Origin of the sequence: Mycetocola zhujimingii (assembly GCF_003065425.1) — a bacterium.
Classification (GTDB): domain Bacteria; phylum Actinomycetota; class Actinomycetes; order Actinomycetales; family Microbacteriaceae; genus Mycetocola_A; species Mycetocola_A zhujimingii.
In genome coordinates, this window is sequence record NZ_CP026949.1 from 313,717 (window position 1) to 338,826 (window position 25,110).

27 protein-coding genes are annotated in these 25,110 nt (G+C 64.2%); 11 read left to right on the forward strand and 16 right to left on the reverse strand.

Annotated features, from left to right (window positions below):
• The first annotated feature begins 53 nt into the window (after window positions 1–53).
• On the forward strand, window positions 54–533 hold the full coding sequence (gene tadA / locus C3E77_RS01515) for a tRNA adenosine(34) deaminase TadA (RefSeq protein WP_257791009.1): 480 nt from the start codon (window positions 54–56) through the stop codon (window positions 531–533).
• On the opposite strand, the gene C3E77_RS01520 is transcribed toward tadA, so the two are convergent.
• From C3E77_RS01520 to C3E77_RS01570, 11 genes are all read right to left on the reverse strand, one after another.
• A complete protein-coding gene (locus C3E77_RS01520) occupies window positions 520–1,362 on the reverse strand; it encodes a universal stress protein (protein WP_108390029.1) in 843 nt (280 codons plus the stop codon). The two genes, tadA and C3E77_RS01520, sit on opposite strands and share 14 nt — an antisense overlap.
• Window positions 1,363–1,476: 114 nt before the next feature.
• Entirely contained in the window at window positions 1,477–2,430 is a 954-nt protein-coding gene (locus C3E77_RS01525) for an N-acetylglucosamine kinase (protein WP_108390030.1), read from the reverse strand.
• Between the two features lie 24 nt (window positions 2,431–2,454).
• Window positions 2,455–3,666 carry an ROK family transcriptional regulator gene (locus tag C3E77_RS01530; protein ID WP_108390031.1) on the reverse strand — a complete coding sequence of 404 codons (1,212 nt, stop codon included), beginning with the start codon at window positions 3,664–3,666 and terminating at the stop codon, window positions 2,455–2,457.
• 116 nt (window positions 3,667–3,782) lie between these two features.
• Window positions 3,783–4,745, reverse strand: a complete 963-nt coding sequence (locus tag C3E77_RS01535) for a zinc-dependent alcohol dehydrogenase (RefSeq protein WP_108390032.1) — start codon at window positions 4,743–4,745, stop codon at window positions 3,783–3,785.
• 58 nt (window positions 4,746–4,803) lie between these two features.
• Window positions 4,804–5,592 carry an ABC transporter ATP-binding protein gene (locus tag C3E77_RS01540; RefSeq protein WP_108390033.1) on the reverse strand — a complete coding sequence of 263 codons (789 nt, stop codon included), beginning with the start codon at window positions 5,590–5,592 and terminating at the stop codon, window positions 4,804–4,806.
• A complete protein-coding gene (locus tag C3E77_RS01545; RefSeq protein ID WP_108390034.1) occupies window positions 5,589–6,458 on the reverse strand; it encodes an ABC transporter ATP-binding protein in 870 nt (289 codons plus the stop codon). The genes C3E77_RS01540 and C3E77_RS01545 overlap by 4 nt, the downstream gene beginning before the upstream one ends.
• On the reverse strand, window positions 6,455–7,576 hold the full coding sequence (locus C3E77_RS01550) for an ABC transporter permease (RefSeq protein WP_108390035.1): 1,122 nt from the start codon (window positions 7,574–7,576) through the stop codon (window positions 6,455–6,457). Before C3E77_RS01550 ends, C3E77_RS01545 begins: the two co-directional genes overlap by 4 nt.
• A 5-nt stretch (window positions 7,577–7,581) precedes the next feature.
• Window positions 7,582–8,571 carry an ABC transporter permease gene (locus C3E77_RS01555; protein ID WP_108390036.1) on the reverse strand — a complete coding sequence of 330 codons (990 nt, stop codon included), beginning with the start codon at window positions 8,569–8,571 and terminating at the stop codon, window positions 7,582–7,584.
• Between the two features lie 38 nt (window positions 8,572–8,609).
• A complete protein-coding gene (locus C3E77_RS01560) occupies window positions 8,610–10,289 on the reverse strand; it encodes an ABC transporter substrate-binding protein (RefSeq protein WP_108390037.1) in 1,680 nt (559 codons plus the stop codon).
• Window positions 10,290–10,735: 446 nt separating this feature from the next.
• Window positions 10,736–11,842 carry a Gfo/Idh/MocA family protein gene (locus C3E77_RS01565; RefSeq protein ID WP_108390038.1) on the reverse strand — a complete coding sequence of 369 codons (1,107 nt, stop codon included), beginning with the start codon at window positions 11,840–11,842 and terminating at the stop codon, window positions 10,736–10,738.
• The gene (locus C3E77_RS01570; protein ID WP_108390039.1) at window positions 11,839–12,591 is read right to left on the reverse strand and encodes a sugar phosphate isomerase/epimerase family protein; all 753 of its coding nucleotides are present in this window, start codon (window positions 12,589–12,591) and stop codon (window positions 11,839–11,841) included. Before C3E77_RS01570 ends, C3E77_RS01565 begins: the two co-directional genes overlap by 4 nt.
• A gap of 170 nt (window positions 12,592–12,761) precedes the next feature.
• On the opposite strand from C3E77_RS01570, the gene C3E77_RS01575 reads away from it, so the two are divergent.
• From C3E77_RS01575 to proC, 3 genes are read left to right on the forward strand one after another with little or no spacing between them, the layout of a single operon-like run.
• Window positions 12,762–15,263: a glycoside hydrolase family 2 protein gene (locus C3E77_RS01575; protein ID WP_108390040.1), complete on the forward strand. Its 2,502-nt coding sequence runs from the start codon at window positions 12,762–12,764 to the stop codon at window positions 15,261–15,263.
• On the forward strand, window positions 15,244–16,149 hold the full coding sequence (locus C3E77_RS01580) for a LacI family DNA-binding transcriptional regulator (protein ID WP_108390041.1): 906 nt from the start codon (window positions 15,244–15,246) through the stop codon (window positions 16,147–16,149). The genes C3E77_RS01575 and C3E77_RS01580 overlap by 20 nt, the downstream gene beginning before the upstream one ends.
• Complete coding sequence (gene proC / locus C3E77_RS01585; RefSeq protein WP_257791010.1) at window positions 16,146–17,009, forward strand: pyrroline-5-carboxylate reductase; 864 nt, start codon at window positions 16,146–16,148, stop codon at window positions 17,007–17,009. The genes C3E77_RS01580 and proC overlap by 4 nt, the downstream gene beginning before the upstream one ends.
• Before the next feature lie 140 nt (window positions 17,010–17,149).
• Here proC and C3E77_RS01590 read toward each other — a convergent pair whose 3' ends face one another.
• Together C3E77_RS01590 and C3E77_RS01595 are read right to left on the reverse strand one after the other, a co-directional pair.
• Window positions 17,150–17,821 carry a potassium channel family protein gene (locus C3E77_RS01590; protein WP_108390042.1) on the reverse strand — a complete coding sequence of 224 codons (672 nt, stop codon included), beginning with the start codon at window positions 17,819–17,821 and terminating at the stop codon, window positions 17,150–17,152.
• Complete coding sequence (locus tag C3E77_RS01595) at window positions 17,814–19,295, reverse strand: TrkH family potassium uptake protein (protein ID WP_416046412.1); 1,482 nt, start codon at window positions 19,293–19,295, stop codon at window positions 17,814–17,816. The genes C3E77_RS01590 and C3E77_RS01595 overlap by 8 nt, the downstream gene beginning before the upstream one ends.
• Window positions 19,296–19,330: 35 nt before the next feature.
• On the opposite strand from C3E77_RS01595, the gene C3E77_RS01600 reads away from it, so the two are divergent.
• From C3E77_RS01600 to C3E77_RS01610, 3 genes are all read left to right on the forward strand, one after another.
• The gene (locus tag C3E77_RS01600; RefSeq protein WP_108390043.1) at window positions 19,331–19,759 is read left to right on the forward strand and encodes an ArsR/SmtB family transcription factor; all 429 of its coding nucleotides are present in this window, start codon (window positions 19,331–19,333) and stop codon (window positions 19,757–19,759) included.
• A gap of 102 nt (window positions 19,760–19,861) precedes the next feature.
• The gene (locus C3E77_RS01605) at window positions 19,862–20,068 is read left to right on the forward strand and encodes a helix-turn-helix domain-containing protein (protein WP_108390044.1); all 207 of its coding nucleotides are present in this window, start codon (window positions 19,862–19,864) and stop codon (window positions 20,066–20,068) included.
• 106 nt (window positions 20,069–20,174) lie between these two features.
• Window positions 20,175–20,273: a 30S ribosomal protein bS22 gene (locus tag C3E77_RS01610; protein WP_003792170.1), complete on the forward strand. Its 99-nt coding sequence runs from the start codon at window positions 20,175–20,177 to the stop codon at window positions 20,271–20,273.
• A gap of 72 nt (window positions 20,274–20,345) precedes the next feature.
• Here the strand turns inward: C3E77_RS01610 and C3E77_RS01615 are convergent, their stop codons facing one another.
• Window positions 20,346–21,098 carry a YidC/Oxa1 family membrane protein insertase gene (locus tag C3E77_RS01615; RefSeq protein ID WP_108390045.1) on the reverse strand — a complete coding sequence of 251 codons (753 nt, stop codon included), beginning with the start codon at window positions 21,096–21,098 and terminating at the stop codon, window positions 20,346–20,348.
• Between the two features lie 69 nt (window positions 21,099–21,167).
• Window positions 21,168–21,464 carry a DUF6412 domain-containing protein gene (locus tag C3E77_RS01620; protein ID WP_108390046.1) on the reverse strand — a complete coding sequence of 99 codons (297 nt, stop codon included), beginning with the start codon at window positions 21,462–21,464 and terminating at the stop codon, window positions 21,168–21,170.
• Window positions 21,465–21,873: 409 nt separating this feature from the next.
• Here C3E77_RS01620 and C3E77_RS01625 point away from each other — a divergent pair, with 409 nt between their 5' ends.
• From C3E77_RS01625 to C3E77_RS01640, 4 genes are all read left to right on the forward strand, one after another.
• Window positions 21,874–23,415 carry an HNH endonuclease signature motif containing protein gene (locus tag C3E77_RS01625; RefSeq protein WP_108390047.1) on the forward strand — a complete coding sequence of 514 codons (1,542 nt, stop codon included), beginning with the start codon at window positions 21,874–21,876 and terminating at the stop codon, window positions 23,413–23,415.
• 110 nt (window positions 23,416–23,525) lie between these two features.
• Entirely contained in the window at window positions 23,526–23,939 is a 414-nt protein-coding gene (locus C3E77_RS01630) for an SRPBCC family protein (RefSeq protein ID WP_158270339.1), read from the forward strand.
• Window positions 23,940–23,956: 17 nt separating this feature from the next.
• Window positions 23,957–24,226 carry a glutaredoxin family protein gene (locus tag C3E77_RS01635; protein ID WP_108390049.1) on the forward strand — a complete coding sequence of 90 codons (270 nt, stop codon included), beginning with the start codon at window positions 23,957–23,959 and terminating at the stop codon, window positions 24,224–24,226.
• Window positions 24,223–24,522, forward strand: coding sequence for a Dabb family protein (locus tag C3E77_RS01640; protein ID WP_108390050.1), 300 nt, complete (start codon window positions 24,223–24,225; stop codon window positions 24,520–24,522). Before C3E77_RS01635 ends, C3E77_RS01640 begins: the two co-directional genes overlap by 4 nt.
• Before the next feature lie 47 nt (window positions 24,523–24,569).
• Here the strand turns inward: C3E77_RS01640 and C3E77_RS01645 are convergent, their stop codons facing one another.
• Window positions 24,570–24,965 (reverse strand): SHOCT domain-containing protein, encoded by a 396-nt coding sequence (locus C3E77_RS01645; protein ID WP_108390051.1) that lies wholly within the window; start codon window positions 24,963–24,965, stop codon window positions 24,570–24,572.
• Window positions 24,966–25,110: the final 145 nt, after the last annotated feature.

A 25,110-nucleotide genomic window follows, 5' to 3' on the forward strand; every position in this document is an offset into this window, starting at 1 on the left:
AACGAGAACCAAACTGGCGGCGAGAGCCACCACGATCACAACCCGAGGATGCCGTGCCCCTTCCTGAGCTGCCGGAGCACGTCGAATGGATGGCCCTGGCCATGGCCGAGGCTCGGCTGGCGCTCGAGACTTCGGACGTGCCCGTTGGCGCCATCGTCGTGAACGGCGACGGAATGGTGATCGGAGTCGGGCGCAACGCTCGTGAAGCCCGGCAGGATCCGACCGCTCACGCCGAAGTCGAGGCGATCCGGCAGGCAGCTGAAGCATCCGGCGACTGGCACCTCACCGACGCGACACTGATCGTAACCCTCGAACCGTGCATCATGTGCGCCGGTGCGATCCTGTCTGCCCGGATTCCGCGCGTCGTCTTTGGCGCCTGGGATGAGAAGGCCGGTGCCGCAGGAAGTGTGTACGACGTGCTCAGGGATCGGCGGCTCAATCACCGGGTCGAGGTGTTTTCCGGCGTTGAAGCGGATGCCTGTGGCCGACTGCTCACGGACTTCTTCCGCGGCGACGGACCTAACGCACGATAACCGTCGGGGCTGCGAGCCGGGCGAGCACACCGTGGCTCACCGAGCCGAGCAGGAACCGGGCGACGGCGCCGCGACCGTGACTTCCGACGACCACGAGCGACGCGCTGGCTGCTTCAGCGTTGATCACCGTCGCCGGGTCGCCCTGGCTGACCACCCGCCGCACATCGAGGGCGGGATGGCCGTCACTGACCCACTCGATCGCCCGGGAGATGGCGTCGTGCCCGGTCTCGGTGAGGTCCTCCACATAGTCGACGGGGAACGCGAGGTCGTAACCGTAGACGACGGGATTGGGCCAGGCGTAGACCGCGATCAGTGGCTCATCGAGCCGTTCCGCTTCCTCGACGGCGAAAGCGAAGGCATTGCGTGAGTTGTCGGATCCGTCGACCCCGACGACCACTCCGCTCCTGCCGCGCGGATCGACCTCGGGAATGACCGCCACCGGCGTCGTGCTCGCCGCGGCGATGCGGAAACCACGGGTTCCGTGCCGTGACGGCCCGTTCGCGCCCGGATCACTGCCGACGACGACCATGTCGACGTCGGCCGAGCGTCGCGCGAGTTCGGTAATGGGGTCGCCCTCGGCGACATCCGTCTGGATGTCGGTGGTGGGTGACACCGATCGAGCGAGCTCGATGCTCGTCGTCAGTACCTGTTCGACAGCGGTTTCTGTGGCGTCGAGAAGGTCACGGCTGCCCGCCCTGCGGATGCCTTCGTCGACGATGTGAACGAAGGTCAGGCCGAGGCCACGGGATCCCGCTCGCTCGGCCGCCCAGAGCACGGCTGCCCTGCTCGCGATGGGATCCTTGACGCCGACCAGGATTCGATTCTTCATGGCTGCCTCCCTTTGCAGCACACGGTAGCGCAGGCCTGTCACGCACGCCAGAGCATGCCAATGCCGCCCGAGCTTCGGCGTCTGACGGGGTCGGCGCTGGCGTCGGTGCGCCGATCAGCGTGTGCTCGGTGAGGCCTCCGCCACGGCGATGAATGGGGAGAGCGGATGCGACGGCGAGACGTCGAGCAGCGACTGGACGCCGTCGAGAGGGAGGCCGAGCGGCCGGGCGAGCGTGGCCCCAGGCGCCCGCCTGGCGAGAGCCGTGGTCAGGCGCTCCGGCATGAGTGCCGCTTTGGTCGCGAGGGCGCCGACGACACCGACCCGGGCGGGTTCACCCTCCTCCCAGCCGACGCGCGCGAGCGCGCTTGCTGCCGAGTGGGCGAGTTCTGCAGCAGCCGCCGTGACGATTCCGTCGGCGATCTCGTCGCCGGCCTGCGCGGCATCCACCACGTCGCGACAGAAGGAGGCGATGACGGAAACCCGCTTGGGATCCGCCTGAAGGGTCATGTAGAGCTCGTCGAGCGGACCGAAACGGGCCTCGGCGATACCTTGCAGTGGGGTCGGAGCCGACCTGCCGTCGAAAGCCCGAAGCGCAGCGTCGAGTCCCGCGCGCCCGATCCAGTAGCCACTGCCGGCGTCACCGAGGAGCGAACCCCAGCCGTCGACTTTGGCGACGCGCGACTCGGACAGCGCGAGGACGACAACACCGGTGCCGACAGCGAGCATGACGCCCGGCTCCATGCCGTTCGCGGCGAGGTAGCCGGTGATCGAGTCGTGAGCGAGCGCCACCCGCCGCACCCCGATGGCGGCAGTCCTGACGAGAAGTCCGTCCGGGTCTGCGGTTGCCGGGGTCAGGCCGGACGTGCCGGCGGCGAGTTCGTCGATTCTCGTTCCGGATTCCTTCGCGAGGGCGACCGCCATGTCGGCGAGCTGGTCGATGACCGGCCGGTCGGTGAGCACCCCTGGCCCCTCCGCCTCGGTGAGAACGCCCGACTGGTCGGTAAGCCTCAGCCGGATGCCGGTCTGCCCGCCGTCGATCGAGAGGCGGGTGCGCTGTGAAGTGGTCATGGGAACCTTCGTGTGTGAGGCGGTTCAGGGGGCGACGGAGCGCAGCGAACGAGGGGCCAGGCGTTCCTGAAGGACGAGGGTGGCTGCACCGAGGGCCGCGGCATCATTGCCGTTGACGGAGACGCGCACTTCGATGGGATGGATGTCCCGCACCATGGCGCGCTCAGCGAGGACGCGGGTGATGGTCCGGACATAGATCGAGCCAGTGGTCGAAAACGCATTGCCGGCCAGCACGATGAGCGGCAGGTCGAACAGGTTGACCATCGACACGATGGCGCTCGCCATGTAGTCCGCTGATTCCTGGATCAGCGCAGACGCCGTGGCGTCGCCCCTCGCCGCGGCGGTGCCGAGTGCCGCGAAATCGACGGATGTCTTTCCCGTCAGCGGAATGTCCAGCTCACCGCGAGCGACAGCATCCGTCGCTTTGTTCATGATCGCCCGAGGACCGGCAAACAACTCAAGGCAGCCGAAGTTGCCGCAGGGGCACAGCGGTCCGCGAGCGTCGACGGTGACGTGGCCGATCTCGCCGACGTTGGCGGAAAGCCCGTGGTAGATCGTGCCGTCGACCACAATCCCGGAGCCGATGCCTGACCCCATGTAGACGGATGCGTAGCTGCCGTAGCCGACGGTCGCGCCAAGCCAGTACTCGCCAATGGCCGCAGCGGTGGCGTCGTTGTCGAGTTCGACCTGTAGTCCTGTGGTCGTTGCGAGGGCCCTGCGGATGGGAAATTCGGTCCACCCCAGGAGGGAGGGAACGCCGCGCACCGTGCCGGCGATGCGGTCGATCGGGCCAGGCATGGCCAGGCCCATGCCGACGAGCGAGTGCCGGTCGAGATCGAGACCGACGATGAGGGATTCGATATCGTCAGTCATCCTGGCGACGACCGACACCGGTGAATCATCACCGGGCCCGTCGACCCGTTTCCGGCCGACAACCGTGCCCGCGAGGTCCGCCACGATGTAGGTGATGTAGTCCTGGCCGATGTGAACGCCGATACCAAGCCGGGATGCCGGGTTGATCTCGAGGCGCATTCGCGGCTTGCCGCCGGTCGACTCGCCCCGGCCGGTCTCGCTGATCACACCGTCGGTGAGCAATTCGCGCACGACAGTGGAGATCGTGGCCTGGGTAAGACCGGTGAGTTCCGCAAGCTCGACCCGGCTGATGGGTCCTGACGACCGAATCAGGTCGAGCGTCCTGCCCTTGGAGCTCGCCCGACGGCGGATTTTCTCGGTCATGGGGTCATGCTAACTTATATCGCTTTATAAAGTTCGCTAAGTAAGTAGCCTGAGCGCCCAGGTGCGCCGGACAGAGTCTATTACAGAGACTCGGCGTCGGCGCGTCGTTCATGCGCTCACCTCAACCGGCTCCAATCGAAGACATAGGTCAATGGGCCGGGTGCGCGATCAGCGAGTGAGTCGAACGCGCGCTGGGCAAACTCGGGGGAGATCGTCTCGCTCAGTCCGTCGACGGCAACGGTGCCGTTGGCGAGCCAGTCGATCGCCAGGCGGAAGTTCGACGCAACGCTCCCGCGTCGAAAATCAGTCGCGGTCAGCGGCAGCTGCCATTCCCATCCGCTGCGCACATGCAGATAGCGGTGAAAAATGAGAGTGAGCAGTTCGTGCGCGGATGTCTCCGTTCGTTGTGCCCACGGAGTGCCGGTCAGGACGAGCTCGCCGTTCTTCGCGACAACGCTCGCCGCCTGCACCGTTGCGCCGTCGTGACCGGACGCGTCAACGACGACCTCGAAGACGTCGCCCGGGTCGTCGAGAACAGGTGCCGCAAGCACGCGGATTCCTGTGCCGAGTCCCTTTCGACGTTCCGGCAGTGGATCCCACGCGGTGACGCGGTAGCCGCTCGCGTGAAATGCCTTTGCTCCAAGATGTCCAACGAGCCCAAGGCCGACGATTCCGACGCGATCGCCTGGCCGTGCGGCCGTCGTGATGACGGCGGCGAGCGGAACGGCGATGATCCTGGCGAAAACAGCGATTTCCGGAGCGAGTCCGGGCGGAAGCTCGAAGACCTTGTCCTCATGCGCGCGCTGTTGTGACTGGTGTGGTCCCGTCGAAAAAACGCGCGCGCCGATGTGTGAGGCGGACACTTTGCTTCCGATCTCTTCGACCTCGAATACAGACGAGTAGCCGATCGGTTTCGGATATTCGACCGTACTGGGATCGGCGGGGGCGAAGGCGCTGGCGATTTCCGTGCCGGGACTCACCAGGGTGGCCAGCGTTCTGCCCCTCACCTCATATTCGCCGAGCGGCTCGTTGTCGTCGGCCTCAACCAACGCGACAGTTCGCTCCCGGATAACCTGCATGCTTCTCATTACTGGTGGTGCCCTTCCGCCGTGCCATCGCACGGAGCGCTGCTGAGTGTCACGGGGTCGCGAACTGGGACTCCGGGTTCGGTGACGCATCGCGTAACCGCTTCGTGTAGTCGTGTTGCGGGTTGAGGATGACCTCGTCGGCCGGCCCCTGTTCGACCACGACACCCTGATAAAGCACCATGATCTCGTCACTGAAATGGCGGGCCGTCGCGAGGTCGTGCGTGATGTACAGGACGCCGAGGTTCTCTTCGCGCTGGAGATCTCCGAGCAGGTTCAGCACGCCAAGACGGATGGACACATCGAGCATCGAAACCGGCTCGTCAGCAATGAGGACGCCAGGCTGTGGAGCCAGTGCGCGCGCGATCGCGACGCGCTGCCGCTGGCCGCCTGACAGTTCGTGTGGTTTGCGATGACGCATCTCTGAGGCTGGCGTCAACTGGACGCGCGTGAGAAGCTCCTCCACGTCAGAATCGACAGTGGCCCGTGTGCTCCTCTTGTGCAGAAGCAGTGGCCTTTCCAGATGGTGCCCGACAGGGTGGAACGGGTTGAGCGAGGCGAATGGATCCTGAAACACCATCTGTACGTGACGGCGGTAGTCCCGCAGCCCGCGACCGAAACGCGGCACAGGCTTGCCGTCGAGAAGGATCTGTCCGCTCGTCGGGCGCTCCAGCTGGACCAGCATTTTCGCGATCGTGGACTTTCCGCTGCCGCTTTGACCGACCAGCGCGATCGTTTTGCCCGGCTCGAGGGAAAAGCTCACATCGTCGACGGCTTTGAGCTTGCTTGAGCCGCGCACCCGGTATTCCTTGGATACGTTGCGGAATTCGAGTGTGCTCACAGAATCGCCTCATCCCTGGTTCTCGGTGTGTCATTGCCGCTGCGTATGAAACCGCCCCGTTCGCCCGTAAGGCTGGGGAACGACTGGAGAAGCCGTTCCGTGTACTCGTGCTCCGGCCCGCGGAAGATCCGTTCTGCAGTGCCCAGTTCGACGATTTCCCCCCTGAGCATGACCGCGATTCGATCGCTGATCTCCAGAAGCAGCGGCAGGTCATGGGTGATGAAGATGACGGAGAAGCCGAACTGTCGGCGTAGCTCACTGATTTCCTGCAGGATGTCGCGTTGTACCAGGACGTCGAGGGCGGTCGTCGGTTCATCCATGATCATGAGCTGGGGTTTGAGGGCGAGCGCCATTGCGATCATGACGCGCTGGCGCATTCCCCCGGACAGCTCGTGGGGGAAGGACCTGAGACGGTTTCGACCCACCCCGATGAGATCGAGGAGTCCGGCGCTCTCTTCCCTGCGTTCAGCCCTGGACATCTGCGGCCGATGGGTGCTGAAGATGTCGCTGAGTTGTTTTTCTATGCTGATGACAGGATTGAGCGCATTCATGGCGCCCTGGAACACCATCGACACTTTGTCCCAGCGGTACCTTCGCAAATCGGCGATGCTGAGGGCGTTGATATCGATGTCGAAGCCCTCCTTGTCATGGAGGATGGCTGACCCGGTCCGAATAACAGCCGGTGGTCGAAGCAGGCGGTTGATGCCATAAGCCAGCGTCGTCTTGCCACAGCCTGACTCCCCGGCCAGCCCGAGGATCTCGCCCCGGTGCAATTCCAGGTTGACGTCGCGCACCGCGTGAACAGGACGCTCGGTCTCATACACGATGTTGTAGTCGTTGATGCTCAGTAGCGTGTCACTGCTCATACCGGGACACCTCCCTCTGTTGTCGTGTTGAGCCGCTTCTTGAGCCGCTTCTTGTCCTTGCGAAGGGTTGTGGTCCGCAGTCTCGGGTCGACCACTTCGTCAATCGCGAAGTTCACGAGAGCGAGGGCGCCACCGAGCACGGCGATGAGAATTCCCGGCGGGACGAACCACCACCAGGTTCCCAACGTGAGCGCGAAGCCGTTCTGGGCCTGAAAGAGCATGGTTCCCCAGGTGAAGGTTCCCGATGCCCCGAGCCCGAGGTAGCTGAGGCCCGCCTCCGCGAGGATCGCGGCAGTGATGGCAAGCACGAATTGTGAAGCCAGGACCGGGGTGAGGTTCGGGAGGATTTCCACGGCAATGATGCGCCAGGGTTTCTCCCCGGAGACCCGCGCGGCCGCGACGTAGTCGCGGCTCCGGAGGGAGAGTGTCACCGACCTGAGCACTCGTGCTGAGGCGGCCCAGCTCGTAATGGCGAGTACGACGGCGAGCACCCAGATGGTCTTGTCCTGGACGTAGCTCGAAATGACGATGACCAGGGGCAGGCCGGGAATCACGAGCATGATGTTCGTGAAGAGTGAGAATGACTCGTCGACCCATCCACCGACGTAGCTCCCGATGACGCCGAAAATCATGGAGAGCACGAGGGCGAGCACGCCAACGACGAGTCCGATCAGGAGCGAGCCATACGTCGCGTGAGCCAGTTGTGCGAGCACGTCCTGGCCGGTCTGGGTCGTGCCGAGGAGGAACTCCCCGCTTGGAGGGGTCGTCCCGATGTCCCGGATCGATCGGGGATTTCCGAGCACGGCGGGGCCCAGGACTCCGAACAGGGTGATCGAGGCGATGAGAATCAGTCCCGCTGCGAGTTTGGGCGTCATGGGAGGCAGCACCGAACGCCACTGCTGCGCCCGGCTTCTTGGGCGCGCTGGCTCGGCCGGCGCGGTCAGTGGCGACTCGCCGGGTCCGGCTGCTGCCGGGTTCGACGGAGCGGTGCCGGTCAGCGAGGCGTCCGAAAAGGCCGCGTCCGCCGGCGTGAGCTGGGACACACTGCCGATGGGTGAACCGCCAGAGGACAACGAGTCGTCCCTGTCGGTGAACGGCTGTGTCGATTCGTGTGTCATGGTTCTTACCCGTTCGCCCTGGTTCGCGGGTCGATCACGCCATACAGCAGATCGACGATGAGGTTCGCGCCAAGCACCGCGAGGGTGATGACGAGGAAGAGGCCCTGCATGAGCGCGTAGTCGCTGTTGTTGACTGCCTGCAGCAGAGTGCTGCCGATTCCGGGATAGGAGAAGACCTGCTCGGTGACGATCGACCCTGACACGACGAAGCCAAGCGAGATGGCAAAGCCTGCGACGGACGGCAGCACGGCGTTTCGTGCCGCGTATGCGGTCATGATGCGGACGGGACGGAGACCCTTCGCCTCTGCGGTGACAATGTAATCCTCCGACAGCGTCGAGACCATCATGTTGCGCATCCCAAGAAGCCAGCCACCGAATGACGAGATGACGACGGTGAGCGCGGGGAGTGTTCCGTGATAGATCGCTGTTCCAAGGAACTCCCAGGTGAAACCGGGTTGGGCGACCGTGTAGTCATAGCCGCCGCTGACCGGGAACACCCCGAGGCCCACCGAGAGGAGATACAGCAGAACGAGCGCCAGCCAGAAGTAGGGCACCGACTGGAACATCGTCGTCACCGGGACGAGATTGTCCAGCCATGACCCCCGCTTCCAGCCGGCGAGCATTCCGAGTCCGACCCCGATGACAAACGCCAGCAGCGTGCCGACTCCGATCATGACCACAGTCCAGGGCAGTGCCTGGCCGATGATCTCCATAACCGGAACGGGGTAATAGGTGATGGATATGCCGAGATTTCCCGTGAAGATCCCGACCAGGTAGTTCCAGTACTGCTCCAGAATTCCCTGGTCGGGGTCGCCTCCGAGGAGGAGCTGGAGGCTATCGCGTAACTCGTCGGACACGGGACCCCGAGCTGAGAGCTTCGCCACGAGGATGTCGACGGGGTTTCCCGGCAGCATTCGTGGAAGCAAAAAGTTCACGGTCAACGCGCCCCACAGTGCGACGGCGTAGAAGCCGAGCTTGCGAGCGATGTATCTCACCGGTCCAGCCTCTCTCTCAGTCCTCCTCGGATCACGGGTCAGCTCGCCGGCTTGATCGTCTTCAGGACGATGCCGTTATCCCACGCCCGGTCGGGTCGTGGGTAGGCGTACATGTTGTCTTCGGTCGGCCATCCCTGCACGTTTTCGGTGTTGTAGATGGTCAGCGCCGAGTTCACCAGGATCGGAATGTATGGCATGTCCCTGACGATTTCGGCCTGGATGAGCGCGTACTGCTCAGCCTTCACCGTCTCGTCAAGAGTCGAACCGGCGGTGTCGATCGCCGCGTCGACGGCGGGGTTGCTGTACCGGGCGAAGTTCTGTCCGGATGTGTCGCCGACGGCGGCCGTGTTGGCGGAGTGGAAGTACCGCATGTAGAGGTAATACGGGTCAGCTGCCACGCCCTGGCCGAGCGAATCCAGCGAGAGCTGGAAGTTGCCCTTGCTCTTGTTCGCTGTCCATTCCTGGAACGAGACCTGTGCTGGTTTCAACTCGATCCCCGCCTCCATCAACTGCTCCGCTGCGGCTTCGATCGCGGCGATGTAGTCGGTCCAGCCGGTGACCACCTGGACCGTGAGGCTCACGCGTTCTCCGTCCTTCGCGAATACTCCGTCTGATCCCCGGGTGTACCCGGCTCCTTCGAGAGTGGCAACGGCCGTGTCAACGTCGGCGTCTCCGGGTACCGGCTCACTGAACTCATCGGCGATCCACTTGTCGTCACGTTCCAGCAGCGCGTACGTCGGTGACATCTGGCCGTTGTAGCTCGAGAAAGCCAGTGAGTTCAGCTGGTCGCGGTTGAGCGCGTTGTAGATGGCGGTTCGCACCGCGACGTCGGTCTGCGGGCCGGTGCAGCCCATGGCGGGGTCGGAACAGGTGAAGAACGATGTCTGGTTCAACGGGGTGTTGGTGTACTTGAGAGGTGTTCCCTTGAAGACTCCATCGATGTCCGGGAGGAAGATACCGGCCAGGTCGATCTTTCCCTGCAGCAGGGTGTCAGTTGCCGACTGGTTGCCTGTCAGGGAGATGTACCGAACGGTGTCGACCTCCGGCTCGCCGCCCCAGTAATTCTCATTGGCTTCGAGGAGGTAGTTCTGGGAGTTGAACTCGCTCAGCGTAAAAGCTCCTGAGCCGATTGGTTCCGCGTTCTGGTCCGTGGTTGGATCTGCCTTCTCGGCCCAGATGTGCTCAGGCACGATTGCGGTGTTGCCGATGTAGGACACGGCATCAGTGAACGATGGACCAGGGAACGTGAACTTGACGGTTTTCTCGTCGACGAGTTCGGCTTGCCCGTCGTATCCCGCTGTATTGAATGCGGGGATTTCCGTGATGAGGTCGAACGTGTAGACGACGTCCTTGGCGGTGAGTGGGGTGCCATCGCTCCACTCGACGCCATCGCGCATCGTGACCGTTAGTTCGGTTCCATCGTCGTTGAACTCGAACGATTCGCCGAGCAGCGGCTCAGGGTCGCCGCCAGACGTGATGTTGTAGAAGAACAGCGGCTCGTAGATGACGCCTCGGGTCGACTGAAGGTTGCCCTCGATGAATGGGTTGAAGTTTTCCGCGAAATCGCCGGTGACGCCTGTGTAAACGACGACTTCGGAATCTCCGGAGGAGTCTTGATCAGAACCTCCGGATGGTGCTGTGCACGCGGTCAGGGTTAACGCAGCGGCGAGCACAATACCGGCAGTACTGGCGCTCCTTCGCTTCATTGCGTGAGACATGTTGTGGTGCCCTTCTGCTTTGGATCAATGATCGGGAGTGGGCACCACAACAATCCGCTTCGTCGCGGGCCCTTGGTCAGTGGGTAAAGAGAGAGTGAAGGATGTGGAGCCGGCCGGGAATTGAATCGGCGCAGAGATCCTGGAGAGGTGCAATGGTGGCGAAGCGGGTGGCTGTCTTGCCGTTGGCGAGGTGACGATCAAGCTGCTGAGTGATGGAGCGCGCCGTGGAACGATGTGTTCGCCGGGGCGTGATCCGCCCGTGGTGTGCGCGCTCCGCCGGGTGGTGCACGGTCCTGGGCGGCGCCGTTGCAAGCCTTGGGTGACCTCATTGCGGGAACTCCTTTGTTGCGAGATCAGCAGGTGTTCGGCGGCCAGCGGGTTCATCCGGCCGTGGGACGTGCCACCGAGTGCGGTTGCATCCCACGTGAAAGACGTGTGCGTGAAAGTTAGAGGGTCATGGCGTGAGGGTCCCAGTCCTCCGGCAGCAGTGTTGTGGTTGGGGCTGTGCTTTCGACCGATACGAACTGGCCGGTCTCCATGGACTCGCTGATCGACACCATGGCGTCGACGACGTGATACGCGAGTTCTCCGCTGGCGCGGTGCGGCCGATCCTCACGGATGGCTCGAGCGAAGTCGAGAACACCGGTGCCGCGAGTGGACGTGGCCACCGTTGGTTCGAGGACCTCCGAAGAATCCGACCCGCGGCGGTGAATCACAAGGTCGCCGTCGAAATAGTTCGGGTCAGGGAAAACGAGGGTTCCCTCTGTTCCGGTGATTTCGACGAAGCCGGCCCTGCGCAGGGCTGAGTCGAAACTCCACACGCTCTGTGACGAGGCGCCCTCTGCGAACTGCAGCATGGCGCCGACGTGCGACGGCACGGTGACGTCGAATTCCTCGCCGGCCTTTGGCCCCGACCCGATGACGCGGGTGGGGCGTGCTGTCGACCCGGACGCGGCGACGCGTGCTATCGAACCGAAGGCCTGCACAAGGGTTGTCAGGTAGTACGGCCCGATGTCGAAGAGGGGGCCGGCGCCCTCCTGGAAGAGGAACGCGGGATTGGGGTGCCAGGATTCGGGCCCAGGGGACTGCATGAGAGTGAGCGCGGTCAGCGGGGTTCCGATGTCGCCGCGTCGGATAGCGCGCAGGGCGGCTTGCAATCCGGCGCCAAGGAACGTGTCTGGCGCGCAGCCGACCCGCAGGCCGGCATCCGCCGCTTTCGCAAGGAGATCGCGCCCGCTTGCCCGGTCGAGTGAGAACGGCTTCTCGCCGAAGACGTGTTTGCCTGCGTCAATCGCCCGGAGCGCGACCGGTACGTGCGCAGTGGGAATCGTGAGGTTGACGACGATTTCGACGTCGGGGTGCGAAAGCACGGCATCGACCCCGCCGCTTGACTCGATTCCGAACTGTGCGGCACGCCGAGCAGCGGCGTCTTCGAAGAGATCGCCGATGACGTGGACCTTGACGTCGGGGAATGAGGTGAGATTCTCGAGATAGGTCTCGCTGATGACGCCAGCGCCGATGATCCCGATTCCGACGGGGCCCGTGCCGCTCATGACGAGACCTTCCCGGTGAGGTAGTTGTAGCTGTCGGCAACGGCCTTCAGGATGTCGCCAGAGGTGTCATCGAGCTCGACGACGCCGATGGCCCCGGCTGGAGCCGCCGCGATGATGTCGCCGATGGGCAGCGAGCCAGCGCCGACCGCTACCTGCTTCGTAGTGTCGAGGGAACCATCGCCGTCCTTGATGTGAATTGCGGCAACGCGCTCCCCAAGCCGGGTGAGCAACTCAACCGGGTCTGCCCCACCGACCTGGGCCCAATAGGTATCGATCTCGAGAACCACGCCGGGGTCGAGGGCATCGACGAGCAGGTCGAGAGCGAACCGGTTGTCAATGCGGTTCTCGAGTTCGAAGTGGTGGTTGTGGTAACCGACGGTGATGCCGAACTCCGCACCGGTCGCGGCCGCGCGATTGAGCTGCTCGGCCGTCCTGGCGATGTCTTCGGCGGTGGTCCACCGCTCTCGATCGACGTGGGGGTCGATCACGATGCCGATGCCGAGTCGAGCTGCCGCTTCGAACACCGGGCGCTGATCGTCCACGGAGAGAAGGCCGACGTGCGCTGACGGTGCGCTGATGCCCGTCGCCGCGAGAGCCTTTTCGAGTTCATCTGCCGCTGCCACGAACCGGTACGGCTCGACCTGGCGGTAACCCATGGCGGCGACGCGGTCCATCGTCCCCGCGAAATCTTCCGCCAGGGCATCCCTGAGCGTGTAGAGCTGGAGCGAGGGGTTCTCGAGTATCGTCATGGACTCCATCATCCTGAGAGGGTGGTCAGCACAGAGCCGGACCACTTTTGTATCGAGCTTTATTAACCCGCCTAAGATACTGTTTACCACGAACTGCCCCAGAGTCAAGGAGTTTTTCCGCTTCGAGGCTCGTGCTGGCGGATTCCGATTCGAAGAGAAGAGAGCCCCGAGTGACGTTCACCTCCCTTAACTCCGCCGACGGCGCAACCTGGACCCTCCGCGCGACGGCCGGTCCGATCGATGCGAGCATCACCGACCGGGATGTGCCAGCGACGGTTCCGGGCGAAGTGCAGCTCGACCTGCTCGCCGCCGGCCTCATCGACGACCCGTTCGACGGCGCCAACGAGAAGGTGCAGGCCTGGATCGGCTACTGCGACTGGCGGTACCGCACCTCGTTCAGCTGGAGCCCGAATGACGCCGAGCGCCACGACCTCGTCGCCGACGGACTCGACACGGCCGCGACGATCACCCTCAACGGCACCGAGGTCGGCCGCACCCAGAACCAGCACCGCGGCTACCGCTTCGACATCGCGGGGCTTCTCGTCGACGGTGAGAACGAGCTCGTCGTCGACTTCCGCTCGCCGATCGAGTTCGCCCGCGAGCAGGAGGCGCTCCTCGGCGCGCGCCCGACGGTGATGCATCACCCGTTCAACGCGATCCGCAAGGTGGCCTCCAACTTCGGCTGGGACTGGGGCATCGACGTGTCGAGCTCCGGCATCTGGAAGTCGATCGGTATCGAGTCCTGGTCGGGAGTTCGCATTGCTTCGGTGCGCCCGCTCACCGAGATCGGCGGCGCGGAGAACGACAGCAGCACAGGCATCCTGAACGCACACGTCGACCTCGAGTGGGCGAGTACGAACAGCTCCGACGCCACGGTGGCTGTGACGGTGAACGGTGCCACCGAAACCGTCGAAGTGAAGAACGGTCAGACGGATGCCGCGGTGCGCGTCGACGCCGGATCGATCGATCTCTGGTGGCCGCGAGGCTACGGCGCCCAGCCGCTCTATGACGTCACCGTGACGGTCGGCGACGCCGAGTGGGCCAGCCGCATCGGGTTCCGCACCGTCAGGCTCGACACCGCGCCTGACGCGCACGGCTCACCGTTCTCCATCTTCGTCAACGGCCAGCTCATCGGCATCCGTGGCGCCAACTGGATCCCCGATGACGCCTTCGTCACCCGCATCACCCGCGAGCGTTATCGCGCGCGGATTACGGATGCTGTCGACGCGAACATGAACCTGCTGCGGGTGTGGGGTGGCGGAATGTACGAATCCGACGACTTCTACGACGCCTGCGATGAGCTCGGTGTGCTGGTCTGGCAGGACTTCCTCTTCGCCTGCGCCGCGTACGCGGAGGAGGACCCGCTGCGGAGCGAGGTCGAGGCGGAGGCCCGGCAGAACATCGCGCGGCTGAGCACGCACCCGAGCCTCGCGCTCTGGAACGGCTGCAACGAGAACATCTGGGGCTACCTCGAGTGGGACTGGCGCCGCCAGCTCGGGAACAAGACCTGGGGCGAGGGGTACTACATGGACCTCCTGCCGTCGCTCGTCGCCGAACTGGTTCCCGGCACGCCGTACTCGCCCGGCAGCCCGTTCTCGTTCACGAAGTACGCGCACCCCAATGACCCACGCAACGGCACGATGCACATCTGGGATGTCTGGAACGACAGGGACTACACCGCGTACGCCGACTACGCACCGCGGTTTGCGAGCGAATTCGGGTTCCAGGGCCCGCCAGCGTGGTCGACGCTCACGGCATCCGTTCACGATGAACCGCTCGAGCCGTACGGTGAGCAAATGCTCGTGCACCAGAAGGCCGACAAGGGCAATCTCAAGCTCGAACGCGGACTCGGGGAGCACCTGCCGAAACCGCGGTCGATCGACGAGTGGCACTGGGCGACCCAGCTCAACCAGGCACGGGCGCTGCGCTTCGGGATCGAGCATTTCCGTTCGCTGTGGCCGCTCAACACCGGGTCGATCATCTGGCAGCTCAACGACGACTGGCCCGTCATCTCCTGGGCCGCCGTCGATTACGCCGGTCACCGTAAGCCGCTGTGGCACGCGCTCAAGCACGCTTACGCCGACCGCCTGCTGACGATCCAGCCGCGCGACGGAGTACCCGTGCTCGCCGCGCACAATGATTCGGCCGAACCGTGGACAGCGACGGTGAGCGTGTCGCGCCAGGGTTTCGACGGCACCGAGTTGGCCGCCCAGCGCATTGAGATCGACGTCGAACCGCGCGGTATCGTCCTCATCCCGTTCGACGAGAAGGTGCTCGCGGTGACGGATGCCGGTCGTGAGTTCGTGCGCGCGAGCGTCGACAGCGCCCCGAGCACGGACCGCACGGACAGCATCGACAGCGCGTTCTGGTACTTCGCGGAGGATCCGCAGCTGGGTCTCGAGCCGACCGCAACGGCACTCGACGTCACGGTCGAGCCTGTCGAGGGCGGCGTCGCCATCACCGTTCGGGCGAACTCGCTCGTCAAGGACATCGTGCTTCAGGCTGACCGCCTGCACCCGCAGGCATCCGTCGATCGAGGACTCGTCACGCTCGCGGCTGGTGACAGCGCGGTATTCACGGTCTCCGGGCTCCCGGAGTCGTTCTCCTTCGACGGGGCCTCCATTGCCGGGTTCCCGGTGTTATGTTCGGTCAATGATCTTGTCACCGGGTAGCCGGGCGACGACGGATGCCGTCGGGCTCTGCCTCCATCAGCCGAGGCGGCGGGTTTCGCTCGAGCCGTTTTGGATGCAGTTCCTTCAGGGAGCGGAGGACGTGCTCGCGGAGAGCGGCAAAACGCTGCTGCTCGCGGTCGTTGCCGATCTGAGCGACGAGGTCGCCACCCTTCGGCGCTGGCACGAAACGGGACAGGTTGTCGGGGTGATCCTGTCTGACCTGGCATCGGGCGGTGACGAACGGCTCGAGTTGTTGCGTGAGATCGAGATGCCGGCTGTCGTGCTCGCTCAGCCGATGCTCGCACCGGGGTTTGCCACGATCTCCACGGACAATGCACGTTCTATCCGTGAAGTTGTCGAGTTTCTGGCGGCAGGCGGGCACCGCTCCATCGGCAGGGTGTCAGGGCCGAAGGAGTTCATGCACACCCTCGTCCGGGATGAGGCATTCCGCTCAGCGGGCGAACGCCTCGGGATCGACACGGTCTCGGTGTGGAGCGACTACACAGCGGATGGCGGTGCAGAAGCGACGGTGGAACTTCTCGAGCGCCCCGACCGGCCGACCGCAGTGATTTACGACAACGACCTGATGGCGCTCGCCGGACTCGAGACGGTGACCTCGCTCGGACTGTCCGTGCCCGGAGACGTCGCCATCCTGGCCTGGGACGACTCCGTCCACTGCCAGCTTGCCTCCCCGCCGATATCTGCACTCATGCACGACCTGGTCGCGTACGGGGCAGACACCGCCCGCGTGCTGCTCGATGTGTTGAACGGTGTACCGGAGCCCAGCCGGGTGGCCGAGCAACCACACCTCGTCGCTCGCGAGTCGACCCGCGTGGTCCGGGACAGGGAGCCGGAAGGCCACCCGGACATACACTTGCAAGGGTGAGCAGCGAGAACAGCACGGCGACCGAAACCACCCTCCCCACGATCGCCATTCTTGGCAGCGGCTCGATGGGATCGGCGATTTTGTCCGGGCTGCTTCAGCCGGGAGTGACCGTCGCCGGCGGCATCCGCGTGACGAATCGAACCAGCGCCAAGGCCCAGGAGCTCGCTCGGCTTTCCGGTGTCACGTCGCTCGCTCTCGAGGAGCAGCCCGATGCCAACCGGATCGCCGTCGACGGTGCCGAGGTTGTGCTCGTTGCGGTCAAGCCCGCGATGGTTCCTGACCTGCTGCGCGAGATCAGCGATTCGCTCGCGCCGGGCACGATCGTGATCAGCGTCGCTGCCGGCGTCACGGTTGCGACGTTCGAGTCGCTGCTGCCGGAGACTGTGCCGGTGCTTCGGTCGATGCCCAACACCCCGTCGGTGGTCGGTCGAGGGGTCACCGGGCTGTCGGCCGGTACACGTTCGAGTGAGAGCGACCTGGCTGTGGCCCGGGCGATCTTCGAAACCGTCGGAACCGTGGTCGAGGTGCCCGAGAACCAGCTCGACGCGCTCAGCACGATCTCCGGTTCCGGTCCCGCCTATGTCTTCCTGCTCATCGAGGAGCTCACGAAAACCGCCGTCGCGAAGGGATTCACTCCGGAGCAGGCTGCTGTGCTCGTGAACGGTACTTTCCGCGGTGCCGCAGAGTTGCTCGCGCAGTCGGACAAGACTCCCGAGCAGCTCCGCATCCAGGTCACGAGCCCCAAGGGCACGACGGAGCGCGCGGTTGCCGTGCTCCAGAAGGCTGACCTCAAGCACGTCTTCGATGAGGCGACGGATGCTGCGCTCGAGCGGGCGAAGGAGCTCGCCGCCGGGTCCTGACGGGGCGCGCTCGGATGCCGGCCTCCGGCATCCGCTAACGGCATCCGCTCGTCGCGAGCGCATCACTTCCGGTCGAGAACATCCCGCGCAACTGATGCGCTCGGCTGGAACTGATGTTTTGGCGAAGGCGACTGGATCGGTTAGCTCCCCAGCGCTGCGAACTTCTCGATATCTGCGGACGTTCCCGACACAATAATCAGGTCGTGGTCAGAGACAACGGTGTCTGCCGTCGCGTAGGTGAACGGCTTTCCCGGGCTCTTGACGCCGACGACGGTGATGTTGTGCCGCGATCGCACGCCGCTCTCCGTCAGGTTCTTGCCACGGATCGGCCTCGGCGGGTACATCTTGACGAGGGCGAAGTCGTCGTCGAACTGGATGAAGTCGAGCATGCGCCCGCTGACCAGGTGCGCGACTCGCTCGCCGGCCTCGGCTTCGGGGTAGATGACGTGGTTCGCGCCGACCCTCGCGAGGATCTTGCCGTGTGACTGCGAGACGGCCTTGGCCCAGATCTGCGGGACCTTGAGGTCGACGAGGTTCGCCGTGATGAGCACGCTGGCCTCGATCGACGAGCCGACGGCGACAACGGCGATGGAGAAGTCCTGCGCCCCGATCTGCTTGAGGGCTTCGATGTTCCTCGCGTCGGCCTGAACCGTGTGGGTAATCCGCTCTGACCACTTCTGCACGAGTTCGGCGCCCTCGTCGATGGCGAGCACCTCGCGGTCGAGGCGGTCGAGTTCGCCGGCGCACGCAGCGCCGAAGCGGCCGAGACCGATGATGAGCACGGGGGCGTCGTGCTTGATACGGTCAACCAACGATTGGCCTTTCTTCTGGACGTCGATACAGCTTGGAACTTGTGGTGGCGGCGACTGCCGCAGCGAGAGTCACTGTACCAACTCGGCCGAGGAACATCGTCATAGCGAGGACATACTTGGCGGGGTTGTCGAGTTCGGCGGTGAGTCCCGTGGACAACCCGACGGTACCGAAAGCGGAGATCACGTCAAAGAGCACATGGTCCAGTGGTGCCTTCGTCATTTGGAGAAGAACAATCGTCGAAAGGGCGACGATGGTTGCGCCCCAGAGCACAACGCTCAGCGCCACTCTCAGCACGTCGGGCGGAACGCGGCGGCCAAATGCCTCCATGTCCGGGCTGCCCTTCGCCTCGGCAGCCGCTGCGAGGAAAATCACGGCGAGGGTCGTCACCTTGATGCCGCCGCCCGTCGACGCGGAACCGCCGCCGATAAACATCAGCATGTCCGCGACGAGCAGGCTCGACCCGTTCATGTCGCCGATCTCGACCGTCGAAAACCCGCCAGACCTCGTCATCATCGAGAAGAACAGGGATTGGAAGACCGTGTCACTGAAATTGAGCGTGCCGAAGGTCTTCGGGTTGTCGAATTCGAGCAGCGAGATCGCGAGAGCTCCTGCGAACAAGAGGATGACTGTCGTCACGATGGTGAGCTTGACGTGGAGCGACCAGTAGCGCACGTGCCAGAGATGGCGCTTCAGTGCATAAATCACCGGGAAGCCGAGCGCGCCCAGAAAGACACCGAGCATCAGGATGGAGAGGAACCAGTAGTCGTTAGCGAACTGGCCGATGCCCCCGGCGTTGGGAGTGAACCCCGTGTTGGTGAAGGCCATGGCCGAGTAATAGAGGCTGTTCCAGATGGCGTCCCAGGTGGGGATGCCGTCGATCACCATGCGGGGAAACAGCAGGATAGCGATGGCCCCCTCGATCACGATGAGGCTCAGCGCGACGGTGACGAGCAGGTTGCCGATCTCGCCGAGCCGTACGGCCTGTCCTTCGGCGACGGGGCCGCGGTGGCCGCGCATGGGGTTCGAGTCGCTCGCCGCCATCAGTTTCGCCCGAAGTCCGAGCCGGCGCGAGATGACGAGACCGAGAATCGACGCCAGGGTGAGCACGCCGACCGCACCGATCTGCACGCCGATGTAGACGAACGTGTGACCGACCAGCGACCAGTGGGTTGCCATGTCGACGGTAGCCAGGCCGGTGACGCAAATGACGGAGACCGCGGTGAAGAATGCGTCGGCGAGCGGAGTCATCCTGCCGTCAGCGGAGGCGATCGGCAGCGAGAACAGGAGGGTGAAAACGAGGATCAGCGCTGTGAAGATCAGGATGGCAAAACGCGACGGGGAGCGCCCGGTGAAATCCTCCATCTGCTCGCGGATGCGCGCGAAGCCCGTCGCTACGAGAATGTGCGGACGCGCCTCGGTGGTGCTGCCGGCCACGGTTCCCCCGATCTTGGGCTTGGTTCGGACCGTTGTCATGGTACTCCGTGCTGAGAGTCACTAACCTTGGGGCCATGGCTGACATATTTGACGTTATTGCGGATGCCACCCGGCGTGACATCCTGCAGATCCTCCTTGACCGGTACGAGTCCGACTCGACGGCCTCTCACGGGGGGACGAGCGTGTCCGAAATTGTGACCGCTCTCGGCCTCAGCCAGCCGACGGTCTCCAAGCACCTCAAGGTGCTCCGCGAAGCAGGTCTCGTTGCTGTGCGCGAGGAAGGCCAGCACCGCTACTACCGGTTGGAGAGCTCCCCGCTCGAGACCGTCGAGGACTGGCTGATCCCTTTCCTCAGCGTCGACTTCGACGTCGCCGGTGCGATCGAGGTTGCCCTGACCGATCAGGCGAAACAAATGGCGGATGCCATTGGGCACGCCGTCGCCGACACCACCCATCGCGTAACGAGTGCCGTTCAGGCAGTGAGCAAGAAACTGGGAAAGTAGCGACCCTCGACACCACTGATGGGTGGCGCTACAGTCAGAGAAGATCAGCCTGCTCCGCTTCGACGACACCCATCAGACCGAGATCCCGCACCAGGAGACACCATGGCAAGTGGTTTGGAAGACGTACGTTTTCTTACGGTTGCCGAGGTCGCCGACATGATGCGGGTGTCCAGGATGACCGTGTATCGCATGGTTCACGCCGGAGAACTCCCGGCCATTCGCTTCGGCCGGTCTTTCCGCGTGCCCGAGTCAGCGGTCGAGCAGGTTGTCGGCTCGCACGTCGCATCCCAGGTCGCCGACAGCGCCTGAGTCGGCGTGGGATCGAGAGCCTTCGGGATCGGGTAGACTGTCCCGAGGGCATTTTTTCTGCCGGCCGTGGCATCCGCGGCCATAGCCGATCTTTGTGAGGTAAGTAGTGGGTTCTGTAATCAAGAAGCGCCGCAAGCGTATGGCAAAGAAGAAGCACCGCAAGCTGCTTCGCAAGACTCGTCACCAGCGTCGCAACAAGAAGTAGCGAAACGCACCAGTTAAGCGCCGGGCCTTCGGGACTGGCGCTTTTTGGCGCGCCCGAGGGCCCGGCGTTTGCTCACTCCGCCATGACTTTCTCGTAGCGACGTCGCAGGACTGCCCGCTCCACGAGCGTCCAGCTCGTCGTCACCGCGAGGTAGAGCGTTGCCGCGAGCGGAACGATCGCCGCAAAGATCACGGTGATAAATGGCATCCAGCTGAGTATCCCCGTGAGGTTTTGCATGCCGGGCGGAAGCTCATCGCTGACCGGAGGGGCGTTGCGCAGGGCTGCGCGGCGACTCAGCCAGGCGACGACCGCGATGATGGCGAGGAGTGCGAGATAGACGAGCGCTCCTGGCCACGCGTCGCCCCCGCCGACGAAGCTGATCAGCGAACTGCCGAGTTGCACACCGAAGATGTCCTCGGTGAGCAGATCATTCGAGTGTCCGTTGATGCTCTGCAGAATGAACAGGCCGTAGACGGTTGAAATAACGGGTGCCTGCAGAAGTGTCGGGAAGCATCCGGCGAGAGGTGACGCCTTTTCGGCTTGGTACAGCTCCATAGTCTTTTGCTGCAGCAGCTCGGGTTTCTTCTTGTAGCGCTGCTGCAGTTCTTTGAGCTTCGGGGCGAGCCGCCGTCGGGTGAACTCGGCGCGCACCTGAGAGCGGCCGACCGGGATCAGAAGCGTTCGAACGAGCAGAGTGATGGCCACGATCGCTGCCGCGGTGCTCAGCACTCCCGTGAGGGGTGCGAGCAGGGTGGCGAGAGCGGTGACGAGTGAATAGGCGAAGTCGAGCACGATCGCGACGGGCGCGAACGAATAGATGTCCACAGGGGGATCCTTACGGTCAGAGGGAGAGGTGGCGACTGAAGGTCGCGGGCTCTCTTCGTTACCGAAGGGCTACGCGACCGCCTCTGACAGTCCTGGGGCTCGCGGCTGGGGGCGTCCGGCCGTGTTGGGGTGACTCGGCGCGGGAATGCGGGTGAGTGACTCGCGGTGTTCGCGCGCGCGGGACCCGACCATGAGTCGCAGCGCGATGATGATGACGGCGAGATAGCGGGCCCCGAGAAGAGCGGATGCCGCGAGGACGGCGACACCGGCAACGAGCACGGCGGATGGTTCTGCGGCCTGCGCTACAGCGAGCACGAGGAACGACATGGTGAGCACCATGATCAGTTGCTCGTAGCGGGATCTCATCGGTTCCTCGGGTAGCGGTTGGATTCGAGGGTACCGGATGCCACGGACCGCGTCAGCCTGGCGGCGGCGGTTGCTGTTTTCCGGTGCGCTCAGATGCGGGAGAACACGGGTCCTGCTGCTCGTGGTGCTGGAGGTCAATGTCAGTGGTTGGGTGTGTAGTTAAGTCATGAAGATCCCGGTCAGCAGTCCGATTCGCCACCGTTCTGGTGTGGCGTGCGGATGTCGGCAAAGGCCGGGGTGTAGCGCTCGTGGTGCTGGGGTTCAATGTCAGTGGTTGGGTGTGTACTGAAGTCATGAACATCCCGGTCAGCAGCCCGATCCGCCACCGTCTCGGTGTGGTGAACTCGGTTGTGGGCGGGCCTCGTGCCCTTGAATCGGATGGCTCGACTGGTGGGAGTGTGCAGGTGCCATGAGCCTCGCGGTGAGCGACTTTCCGCCGGCATCGGTGCCGGAGGGTGAGAGTGCGCTCACCGGACTGCTCGTGCACCTGGGGCAGGTGGTCGATGTTCTCGACCTGGATCATCTCGACCGGTTGACCGGCGAACAACTGCTGACCCAGCTGGGCCAGGTCGCCGGGGTGGTGCGAGCCGGGGAGGCGGTCCTTGCTGCGTTCAGTGCCGAGGTCGCCGACCGGTCGGATCCCGCCCGCGGTAACGAGGGGTTGGCGGTGAAGCATAACTACCAGCGTCCGTCGCATCTGGTCGAGGTGATCACGGGAATGTCGTCCGCGGCCGCGTCTCGGTTGATCCGGGTCGGTCAGCGCACCTGCCGCCGTCTCACCGATGCCGGGTTCCCGTTGCCGCCGTTGTTCCCCGTGGTCGGGGAAGCATTCCGGCAGGGCCTGATCGGGGTGGAGTCCGCGGAAGCGATCACCCGGGAACTGTCTTTGGCCGCACCCCGCGCCGAGGTGGAGCACCTCGCTATTGCCGAGCGCACTCTGGTCAGTGAAGCGGTCGGTGCTGGCTGGCGTGACGGTTTACCCATGTCGGCAGACCTGGTCGGTATTCAGGCGCGCCAGTGGCGTGACCGGTTGGACGAAGACGGGATTGAACCCAACACCGACAAAGCGTTCCAGAAACGCGATTTCTGGATCGCTCGTGCGGCGAAGGATGGATTGGTGAAGTTCGGTGGCCAGATCACCGTCGACGTGGGAGCGAAACTCCATGCTCTGCTGGATGCGGTGCTGAGTCCGAAGACCGCGGACCGATACGACCCAATGGCCACTGATACTGGCGCTGGCGCTGGAACTGGCGGCGATGCTGGTGGCACCGGGGCCGGCGACACGGGTGCCTTCGGATCCGCCGCGTCGCCAACCGTGGCCGGCACCAACCCAGACACCGTTGACGCGGCGCAAGGCATCGACGGCAATCCCGATGCGGAATTCAGCGAACCGATCCGGGCCCGACGCACCGCCGGGCAGCAACGCGCTGACGTGTTCGCCGCGATGATCGACGCCCTCGCCCGCTCCGCCGACGCGCCATCGGTCACCGGGGCAGCGCCCACGGTCGTCGTCACCGTCAACGCGGAGGTCATCGACTCCGGTACGGGTACCGGCCAGATCGTTGGAGTGAACGCTCCGGTCGCGGCATCAACGATCACCCAAATTCTCTGTGACGCGAGCATCATCCCGGTATTCATCGACCCCGACGGCACCGTCGTCGCCCTCGGCAACGACCAGCGCGGGTTCAACCGGACCCAGCGGATGGGCATGATCGCCCGCGACGGACCCACCTGCGCGATGCCGGACTGTCAGATCCCGGCGACCGGCTGCGAAGCGCACCACATCGTTCCCCACGCGGAGGGCGGGCCTACCCACATTGATAATGGTGTGTTGTTCTGTTGGTTCCACCACCGGATGGTCGACACCGGGGTATTCACCGTAACGATGGTGAACGGCAAACCCAAGGTCACCATCGCCGAATGGATCCGCCGCAAACCGTACTTCCGGTGACCGGTGCTGACCATCGGCGCGTGCTGACCAGCCGGCTCCGCAATCGGGACGGCCACCCCACCAGCGGCACTGGAAATTCCATCGTGCGCCGTGCGCGTACTCTTGATCTCATGAGTGAATCGCGCAACACCCCAGGCCAGAAGAACGACACAGGCTGGGATGTCGGCGTACGAAAGACCGTGGACACCCCACCGCAGAAGCTCTGGGACTACCTCCTCGGCGAGGGTCTTCCGCTCTGGCTCGGCGAGATCGAGTCCCTCCCGACCAAGAAGGGCGTTCGTTACCAGACCACCGACGGCGTTCGCGGCACGATTCGTGCCTTCACGGCGGGCAAGCAGATTCGCCTCACCTGGCAGCCCCAGGACTGGCCCCACGACACCACACTGCAGGTGACCGTCTCCAAGTCCGGTCCGGGCGCCATCGTCGAGTTCCACCACGAAGACCTCGCTGACCGCGACGAACGACGGATGATGCTCGGTCACTGGCACAACGTCACCGACTCCCTCGTCGACCACTTCGCCTAGCCGATTAGGCTGGAACCGTGGCAACGGCATCCCTCACCCTGATCTCGAAACCGGGCTGTCATCTCTGCGATGACGCCCGCAGCGTCGTCACCAGCGTGATGACCGAGCTCGAGTCCCGCCAGGACGCACCCCGGCTGACACTCGACGAGGTGTCGATCCTCGACGACGCCGAACTGCACGAACGGTACGTCGAAGAGATCCCGGTCCTCCTCATCAACGGGCGGGTCCACAACTACTGGCGCATCGACCCGAAACGCCTCACAACAGCACTTTTGGAGCTCACATGATCCGCCACATCGTCTGCTGGAAGCTCGCCGCAACGGATGCCGCCACCAAGGCAGAACACGCCGCCCGCATCGCAACGGAGATGGGCGAATTACCCGCTCTTATTCCCGAAATCCTCTCACTTCAGGTGGGCGAAAACGTCCTGTACCCCGAGGTCAACTGGGATGTCGTGCTGATCGCCGACTTCGCGGATGCCGCTGCGCTCGAGCGTTACTCGGCGCACCCCGAACACCAGAGGGTGGGTAAGTTCATCGGCGAGGTCCGGTCGGACCGGATCGCCGTCGACTTCGAGGTCTAGAGCCCGGTCCGGCCAGGCCAGGCCAGGTCAGACACGACCAGACTCGGCTACGCGCGAGCCAGCGCTTTCGCCTTGAGGGTCTCGAACTCGGATTGCGAGATCGCCCCAGAATCGAGCAGCGCCTTTGCGGTGGCTATCTCGTCACTCGGCGTTGCTTTTCCGGCCGTTTCGCGGATGTAGGCATCCGTTGCTGCCTTCGCGTTGTTTGCCCGCTCCGCCGACCGCTCAGCCATGCCTTTGCCGCGCGCGATCAGGTAGACGAGCGCGGTGAGAAACGGCAGGAAGACCAGGAAGATGAGCCACACGGCCTTGAGCCAGCCGTTGAGGTTCCGGTCCTGGAAGATGTCCGCGATGATCGAGAACAGAGCAAACAGGTAGGCGATAAACGCGAACGCCCAGAAGAAGACCCACAACAGGTCCCAGATGTTTCGAACGAATTCCACGGCGGATCCCTCCTGCGGGCGAACTCGTGCGGCTCGCGTGCCCGGATCATAGAACCGCGACGAAGCTGAAGGCCAGAGGCCGTGCGCAAAGCAAAGTCCCCCGGGACAAGCGCGCGAAATGTTCGCGGCTTGCCCCGGGGGACTT